This window comes from Streptomyces sp. NPDC041784, from assembly GCF_055591025.1.
Map to the genome: position 1 here is coordinate 22,557 of NZ_JBVJAB010000052.1, position 8,866 is coordinate 31,422.

5 protein-coding genes are annotated in these 8,866 nt (G+C 67.5%); 2 read left to right on the forward strand and 3 right to left on the reverse strand.

Annotation, left to right across the window (positions count from 1 at the left end; all coding sequences use genetic code 11):
- Positions 1-311 precede the first annotated feature (311 nt).
- Positions 312-3,776 carry a DNRLRE domain-containing protein gene (locus ACZ6D7_RS45110; RefSeq protein WP_469504215.1) on the forward strand — a complete coding sequence of 1,155 codons (3,465 nt, stop codon included), beginning with the start codon at positions 312-314 and terminating at the stop codon, positions 3,774-3,776.
- A gap of 290 nt (positions 3,777-4,066) precedes the next feature.
- The gene (locus ACZ6D7_RS45115; RefSeq protein ID WP_469504218.1) at positions 4,067-5,065 is read left to right on the forward strand and encodes a hypothetical protein; all 999 of its coding nucleotides are present in this window, start codon (positions 4,067-4,069) and stop codon (positions 5,063-5,065) included.
- Between the two features lie 291 nt (positions 5,066-5,356).
- Here ACZ6D7_RS45115 and ACZ6D7_RS45120 read toward each other — a convergent pair whose 3' ends face one another.
- From ACZ6D7_RS45120 to ACZ6D7_RS45130, 3 genes are all read right to left on the reverse strand, one after another.
- A complete protein-coding gene (locus tag ACZ6D7_RS45120) occupies positions 5,357-5,728 on the reverse strand; it encodes an SH3 domain-containing protein (RefSeq protein WP_469504221.1) in 372 nt (123 codons plus the stop codon).
- Between the two features lie 524 nt (positions 5,729-6,252).
- Positions 6,253-7,506: an IS701 family transposase gene (locus ACZ6D7_RS45125; protein ID WP_469504224.1), complete on the reverse strand. Its 1,254-nt coding sequence runs from the start codon at positions 7,504-7,506 to the stop codon at positions 6,253-6,255.
- A gap of 159 nt (positions 7,507-7,665) precedes the next feature.
- Complete coding sequence (locus tag ACZ6D7_RS45130; RefSeq protein WP_469504227.1) at positions 7,666-8,568, reverse strand: hypothetical protein; 903 nt, start codon at positions 8,566-8,568, stop codon at positions 7,666-7,668.
- Positions 8,569-8,866 lie beyond the last annotated feature (298 nt).

The following is an 8,866-nucleotide window of genomic DNA, read 5'->3' on the forward strand; positions in this document are numbered from 1 at the left end:
TCAAGGCGCAGCTACCTGTAGTTAAGTGAATGTTCGTCACAGGTAGGACTTCTTATCTTCCTCTTACCTTGAAGTGGGCAAATCTTCCGCCGATTTGCGCCATTCTCCATCGATCTGCGCACTGTGCGCAGCGCACGGCCCGGCCGTTCTTCGAGGCGAGCGCCCATCGCCGGGATATACGTTCCGCAGCCGCCATCGGTTCATCACCGGGTGACGACAGGATCTTCATCAGTCATCATCAGCTGCCCGGTGGGGGGAGCTGAGTCCTGTCCGCCGGTTTCTTCTGGGGATGGGGAAGGGGAACTCGCCCGATGACGCGCACCTGGCGTCGCAGGCCCGGCCGTCGGGCCACTGCGACGCTGCTCGCGACCGCGGTCGCCACGACCGGAATCGTCTACGCCGGCTTCCGGCTGGACGACGGCACACCTCACGGGCCTGCCGGCCGCGGCCCGAAGGCGGTCACCGAGTCGGCCGCGGTCGAACAGGCCGCCCGCACCGGCACGAAGGTCGAGGTGACCGCCGCCCGCACGGCCAACTCCACCACGTGGGCGCGCCCTGACGCCCTGATGGAGAAGCGGGTGTACTCCTCCCCGATCCGTGCCAAGGTCGACGGCGAGTGGAAGCCGGTCGACCCGAGCCTGCACCGCACCGAGGAGGGCTGGGAGCCGAAGGCCACGAACACCCGCATGGTGTTCTCCGCCGGTTCCGGCAAGCGCGACGGGCAGCCGTCCGCGGCGCGGGCCTCGCGCTCGGGCGTGCAGCGCGTCTCCCTGGTGAAGTCGGCGGCCGCGGACACCGGGACACCGCTGGTCACGCTGTACGTCGACGGCGGCGCCCACGCGATCCAGCTGACCTGGCCGGGCCCAGTGCCGGCGCCCGTCGTCGACGGCAACCGGATCCTGTACCCGGAGGTCTTCCCGGGCGGCGACCTGGTGCTCACCGCGGACGACGACGGCTTCGGCCAGGTCGTGGTCGTCAAGAACCGCGCCGCTGCCGCGGACCCGCAGGTGCAGCAGCTCGTCTACGGTCTGCACTCGGCCGATCTGACGTTCCGGCTCGACCCTCTGACCGGGGTGGTCAGCGCCCTGGACGCCGACGGCGAGGAGGTCGCGCTCTCGCCGACCCCGCTGATGTGGGACAGCAGCGGTGAGCCCGCCGTCACCGACGGCGGCGTGGGCACCACCGCCCAGCCCACCGCGTCGGAATCCCCCAACCCCTCCCCCACCGCGTCCGGCTCCGCCTCCCCCACGCCCAGCGCCTCGCAGGGCGAGGTGGTCTCGGACGAGCAGACCGACAGCGACCTCGAGGTCCTGCCCTCGGCCACCGACGAGCCCGTCCCCGTGTCGGAGGCGCCGCTGCCCACCGTGCCCGCGGAGCCCACCCCCGCCCCCTCGCAGACCGGGTCCTCCGCCACCCTGGGTCTGCCGTCGCTGAACGGTCCCTCGCCCGACTCGCGCGGCGAGCTCGTCACGGCCGACCTGTCCGCCGGCCAGTGGACGCTCACCCCCGACCAGGACTTCCTCGACGACCCGGCGACCGTCTACCCCGTCTTCATCGACCCGGCGGTCAAGAAGCACGTCCAGAACTGGACCACCGCCTACAACCGGCACCCCAACGCCACGTTCTACAACGGCAAGGACTTCAACAAGGGCGGCACGCACGAAGCCCGCGTCGGCTTCGAGTCCGACACCTGGGGCACCTCCCGGTCCTTCTTCAACATGGACTTCGACAAGGACCTCAAAGGCACCAAGATCACCAGCGCCAGGCTGCACCTGCTGGAGACCTACGCCTGGTCCTGCCAGGACCGCTCCATGAGCGTCCACCTCACCGGCGCCGTCAACGCCCACACCAACTGGAAGAACGCGCCCAGACTGCACGACGGCAACAAACTGGCCACCAAGAGCTTCGCCCACGGATACAAGTCCGGCTGCCGCGACGCCTACGAGACCTTCGACGTCAAAACCGGCGCCCAGAAGGCGATCGACAAGGGGCAGGACACCATCACCTTCGGCCTGCGCGCCCGGGACGAGGACTCCCAGTACGCGTGGAAGAAGTTCCAGGCCAACGGCGACAACGCGCCCTACCTCGAACTCGTCTACAACCGCCCGCCGGCCATCGTCACCACCTCCCTCGACCTCAGCCCCGACGCCAAGTGCACCACGACCACGCCGTACGTCCGCATGGGCTCGGGCAGCCTGACCTTCACCGCCAAGGCCACCGACAAGGACGCAAACCTCGACTACCTCGATTTCGACCTGTGGCCCACCGGCCAGTGGGACACCACCGGTGACCTGCTGAAGACCACCGGCAAGGTCTCCGTCGGCGCGGACAGGAGTGCCGCCCTGAAGACCACGGGCAGCTTCTCCACCAGCACGCTGAAGGCCGGTACCGTGTACTCCTGGCGGGTACGCGCCGTGGACGACGCAGGCGTCACTTCCCCGTGGTACCCCACCGCTACCCCGTGCCGGTTCGTCCTCGACACCACCGCCCCCAAGCCGCCCAAGGTCGAATCCACCGACTTCCCCGACGCCGACGGCGACGAGAACGGCTTCGGCAGCGGCGCCGAGGACGCCAAGTGGTCGACCAAGAAGTTCGGCACACCCGGCTCCTTCACCTTCCGCGCCCTCAACACCGACGTCGTCCGCTACGAGTACGGCTTCAACTCCGCCACCTACACCGGCAGCCTGACCCGCACCAACGGGGCGGCCACCACCGTCAAGGGCACCATCAGCGACGCCAAACCCCCCACCGCCGGGCCCAACGTGCTCTACGTGCGGGCCGTCGACAGCGCCGGCAACGTCTCCGAAGCCACCAAGTACTTCTTCTACGTCACCCCGCGCGACCAGGCCGACAAGGCCGGCGACTTCACCGGCGACGGCCTGCCCGACATGATGGTCGTCACCTCCGCCGGCACCCTCGCCCTGTACCCCTCGCAGGCGGACAAGGACGACCTCGACAAGGGCACCGGCGACCTGGACTACTCCATGACCGGCGCCTACCAGGCCAACCCCGACAAGGATCCCAACGGCGACGACCTGCCGCCCTACGTCGCCGCACCCCGGGGCCACTTCAACGGCGCCCTGATCACCCACAACGGCGACATCTACGGCGGCGACGGCCTCCAGGACCTCGTCGCCCGCATCGGCGACAAACTCTGGGTCTACCCCGGCGACGGCTACGGCGCCGTCAACACCGACAAGCGCCAGCAGATCCTGCTCCCCGCCAACGCCCCCAGCCCCGACACCATCACCCAGATCACCGCCGCAGGCGACATCACCGGCGACGGACGCACCGACTTCCTCGCCACCGTCGGCGAAGCCCTGTGGGCCTTCACCGGCTACCACGGCGCCACCATCGACCAGGCCACCCGCCTGACCACATCCCCCTGGGCCGCCCGCGACATCGTCACCGTCGGAGACATCACCGGAGACAAGATCGCCGACCTCGTCTACCGCAGCGACTCCACCAACCAGCTGCTGCTGCGCAAGGGCATCGCAGCCGCCACCGGCGGCGTCGACCTCAACTCCCTGGCCTCCGCCGCCAACTCCGCGGGCGGCGCCGACACCGTGTACGGCGTCTCCGGCTGGAACAGCACCGGCATCCCCCACATCATGGGCACCCCCGACGTCAACGGCGACACCATCCCCGACATCTGGACCGTCAAAGCAGACGGATCCGTCCGCCTCTACGCCGGCAGCAAGACCGCCCTCTCCGGCTCCGGATCAGAAATCATCGGCGCCAACACCAACTGGACCACCCGCATCGCCATCGGCTGAACCCCACGTGAGGCAGCCCGCCCGACCACACCAGGCGGGCTGCCTCACCCCGGGCCGGTCGGCAAACACCGAGCACCCCACGCCAGAGACTCACACCCGCCCCTGTCACCCCCGGCCCTGCCACCACCCTTCGCGGCCAACGGGCCAGCAAACGCCCCGTCCCCCCGGCCCCGGCCGAGTCTCCTCCGACCACCGCAGCTGAACGCCGGCCGAAAACCCCACCGGTCAGCCAGTACCCGCAGCCAGAGCAGCTGCACCATCCAAATCCGCCTCACCGAGCAGGAGCTTCTGTGTCAGCTGTCGTGTTCATCGCCGTGCTCGCGGCCCTGGGCTGGGCGTACTTCTTCCTCCTCCCCCTGCGACGGCAGAGCACCCAACTGGCAGGCAAAGAACCTGCACTCGAGGCAGCACTCCAGGCCGCCTCCCGCGGACACTGGGAACCGGCAGCCGCCCTCCTCCACGACGCCGGCACCGACTGGGAACGCCGCGCCCTGTACGCCCAGCGCCTCGGCCACCAAGCCGCCCACCACGACGACACCTGGCTGCGTGCCTGGCAGACCGCCCGCCCCGACGACCCCGACGCGGCCCTCGTCCATTCCCGCGCCAACATCGCCCACGCCTGGAAACTGCGCGGCGCCTCCTTCGCCAGACACACCACCGCAGAACAGTTCGCGAACTTCCACCGCGTCCTCGTCACCTCCCGCGAGGACACCGCACGGGCCGCCGCCCTCAACCCCGACGACCCCACCCCGCACATCAACGAGATCTGGACCGCCCTCGGCCTGGGCCACTCCCACCAGGAGATGCGCGCCCTGTGGAAGGAGATCACCGCACGCGCACCCCACCACTACGAAGCCCACTACAGCGCCCTGCAGTACTGGTGCGCCAAATGGCGCGGCTCCGAGACCCTCGCCCGGGAATTCGCCGAGACCGCGGCAGCCGGCGCCCCCAAAGGCAGCCTGCTGACGGCGCTGCCCCTCATCGCCTGGTACGAGCACAACAGCTCCAACGCCAGCTACCAAAGCCGCCATGTGCGGCAGCTGATCGAAGCCGCCCTCGACGACGCGGCCGCCGCGGGCGACCACCCCCGCCTGCCCGAAGTACGACACCTGCTCGCCCACTTCCTCGCCAAGCAAGGCCACCACCGCGCCGCACTGGACCAGTTCCGCCACGTCGACGGCTACACCGAAGCCCTCCCCTGGCGCTACTACCAGCACCAAAAACTCGCCTACCGCCTCGCCCGCACCAAAACAGCCCGCCACGTCCTCCGCGCCACCATCAGCGGATAGGAGCTGGCAGAAGCCGAGGGTGAGAGCACCGCGGCAGAGTTCCGCTCCTGGATCCTCTTTGCGGACACGGCCGGTCAGTCGACCCGGCCGACCTGTTGAGGAGACCAATGCGCCGCGCCCAATCCCTTTCCGGCCCGGCCGGTTCAAGAGGAGGCGAATGTCGCGGGGGGCGGTGCTGCGAGTGCGGCCGCCGCCGGGTGAGGGCCCGACATCATCTGCCGGTCCGCCTGCCCACGACTGGTCTCGCCGCCATGGACAGGCGGGCACACATCAGGCGGTCACCGCACGATGTCAGCAGCCCACCGTGGCGCCATAGTCGTCGAGGTACGCGTCATAGATCCAGCCGAGGCTGCTCCCGTTGCCGTCGCGGATCCATGTCCAGGTGTTGCCGTAGTCGTTCACGACGTAGCAGTCGTAGTACACGGTGGTGCCTTGCGATACGTAGCCCACGGTGGTGCATGCCCAGTAGGGACCCGTGTGGACGGCGGCGCTGGACACGGTCACCCTGCCGGAACCGGTGTCGTAGTTGCCGTGCGGCCAGTACGCGTTCCCACAGGTGACCGCTTGGGCGTCATCGGCGGCAGCCTGGGCAGTGGCGACTGAACCGCCAGTCAGCAGGGCGGCTCCTGCCATGAGGCCGACGAACCATGTACGAGTACGCATGATGCTCCTTCAAACTCTCGGTTGTTCTCCCGATGGATCCTGCGGTGGGGCCGCTCCCACTCCGGTCAGCGTCAGAAGAGAACGCCTGAGCGCTCCGCTGAAGCCGGATCAAGGTTTGGGTGTAACTCCCCTTGTCTGGCAGCGAGAGCGGACGAGAAGCAGCAGCCTGTCTCCCGACGGGGGTGATCGGCATCTGCCGCCAACTCCGCACCGCGGATGCCGACCTCCGTCCCCCTCCGAACGAGCCCCTCGTCCGCCCGGCAGTCCTCGGCCGGACCGGACGGCTTCCCCAGAGGGCTCGCATCACCGAGTTCAGCGGCTGGTTCATTGATTGGCACCGCTGTCAGACGGCCAATCAATGGCCGGACGGGATCTGTATCCGAGAGTTTCAGGGTGTCTAGTAGGGCTTGGTCAGGTTGGTATCTCCGTGGGTATGTCGCGGTGACAGGTGGGGCAGGCGCCGGTCCAGACGGCGAGGAGTAGCTGCATCTCGCGGACGACCTGGTAGAGGGTCAGGCCGGCGCTCATTCTTTTGGGGTCCGGGCCAGTCGCTGGAGTGTGCAGAAGGCGTGGGCGGCGGAGACGAGGGTGACGTGGTGGTGCCAGCCCTGCCAGGTGCGGCCCTCGAAGTGGGCCAGGCCCAGGGCCTGTTTCATCTCGCGGTAGTCGTGCTCGATCCGCCAGCGGAGCTTGGCCAGCCGCACGAGCGTGGTGAGCGGGGTGTCGTCGGGCAGGTTGGAGAGCCAGAACTGCACCGGCTCCGGCTCGGTGGCGGGCCACTCGGCCAGCAGCCAGCACGCAGGTAGTTCCGGGCCGTCGGTGTGCTTGCGGATCTCGCGGCCGGCGGGCCGGATTCGCAGCGCCACGAACCGTGAGTACATGCGCTTGAACCCGCTGCGGCCGGTGCCCGGGCGGGAGCCCTCCCGCCACTGCACGGGCCGGGCCGCCTGCTTCCCCGCGGCGATGACCAGCTCTTTCACACTCTTCGCCGGCTCGGGGTAGGCCGGCTGGGGCGGGCGTCCGCGGCCGCTGTGGGGCGGGGTGTGCGGCGTCGCGTCGTGCGGGTGTGCAGTGAGGGTGGTCGAGCTGCCCACGACGTAGTGCAGCCCGCGTGTCTGAAGGCCGAGCCGGAAGGCTGCGGTGTCTCCGTAGCCGCCGTCGGCCACGGCGAGGGGGACATCGACGCCCCAGGACCGGGTCTCGTCGATCATGTCCAGGGCCAGTTGCCACTTCTCGACATGGCCCACGTCCGGCGGGATGCCGCACCGTTCGCGGCGGGTCACCTTGGCGGGATCGGCCTGCGGCGAGGCGGGATCCCAGCTCCTGGGCAGGAACAAGCGCCAGTCGATCGCCGCCGAGGCGGTGTCCGAGGCCAGGTGCAAGGACACGCCCGCCTGGCAGTTGGTCACCTTGTCGGCGGTGCCCGTGTACTGCCGCGACACACAGGCCGACGCGTCACCGTCCTTCAGAAAGCCCGTGTCATCGATGATCAGCACGGCCGGTTTGACCGCCGCAGCCATCTTCCATGCCAGCCGGGCCCGCACATGCGCCGGATCCCACGGGCTGGTGGTGATGAAATGGGCCAGGGCCTGACGGTTGCCGTCCTCACCCAGCCGGGCCGCCATCGGCTCCACCGATTTCCGCCGGCCGTCCAGCAGCAGTCCCCGCAGGTACACCTCGCCCCACCGACGCTGATCCGCCCGCGCGAACGGCTCGAACACATCCGCCGCGAAGTCCTCCAGACGGCACCGGACTTCATCCAACTCCCCAGGTGTCACAGACCGGTCAACGACACAGCCCCTCAACCGGACACGCCACATACAGATGAACCTGACCAAGCCCTACTAGCCGCTTGTTACTTGGCTGAGGCTTGGGGGGTCAATTTTCGGCACCGTTGCTCGCCATATTCCCCTCCGTTGAGAAGCGAGCGTTTCGGATCACGCCAGAGGGTCGTTGCTGTCCAGGACGTAGCCGCGCGTCGTGCCGGGAACTACGTTCTGATAATCGACTTCGATTGAGAGGAAGCTATCCGGCCCGCGTTGCTGACTCGGAGCTGGGGAGTGGAGTAGGGGAGAAATGCTAAGGTTCCTATTCGCGTCAATCCCGCAGTCGCTCGCGAAGATCAGGCGGGACTTAATGCGAGCAGCGTTTCTACTCAACCTCCACTCGACAGGCTCCGGCTCATCCCCGTCAATGAGCGACTTATAGAAGCCGGGCCATACCCAGCGCACCCAGATTCGTGCAACTTGGCCTGGCGGAAGCGGTTCACGGAAATGGACGAAGATCGTTTGCTTCGAGCCTTCCCACTTGTCGGTAATCTCGTACGGCGCCCCAATCGTGCGGTTCTCGTCGAACTCGTGAGCTTTCACGCGCACTCTTCTCCGCTGCCTGTCTGTCATTCTGCTCGTCTGAAAACTTGCTGTATAGCAGGAAGATAGCTTGTCCGCGCCAACTCTGATCGTGATAAAGCGCTCTACGGTGGTGTCTCCGTGCTTTTTTACCGTGACGATCTCGTCCCAGTCGTCGATCGTGAATGACTCCGGCGCTAGCTGGGTAGTCATATTTATGTACCGGTCAAGCACGACAGTGTTCGTTCGCAGCTTGCGTATCTCGATTCGCATGCCCCGAATCTTCCGCAAGGTGGCAGAGATAAAAAGTATGACGGTAATTGCGCCGCCGCAAAACAGGGTGAAGATTACCGCTACTGAATCGCCTCCAAGGCCAGACGTCAATCCTGCGGCTGCGGCCGTTGCAGTGAGTGCGCCAAAAAAGAACTTGAATGGGTAACGCACTACTTCATCGAACAGGGGGCCCACGGCATCTGCGATCTTTTCCCACATGCGCTGCCTCTACCGGTTGGTATGGCCGTCAGGACTCGGGGAGCCTTGAATGGGGGTTGCTGCACTGGGTGGCTGCGCGGCGCCGTAGTTCCACGGTGCCACTCCGGACGTGGCGCGGCAAATTGAGAGAGAATGCCCCGTAGTGCGCTGAAGAAGCCCCAGCCGGCAGGTCGGCTGGGGCTTCGTCTTGTCTGCCGTTCGGTCACTGAGCGTTTTCAGAGTGGCCACCGGTTGGGTGACGGGGCGGCCTCCCGCAACGCACGAGGCTCCTGTGCCGTTGAGAGAGGTGTTCGACGTC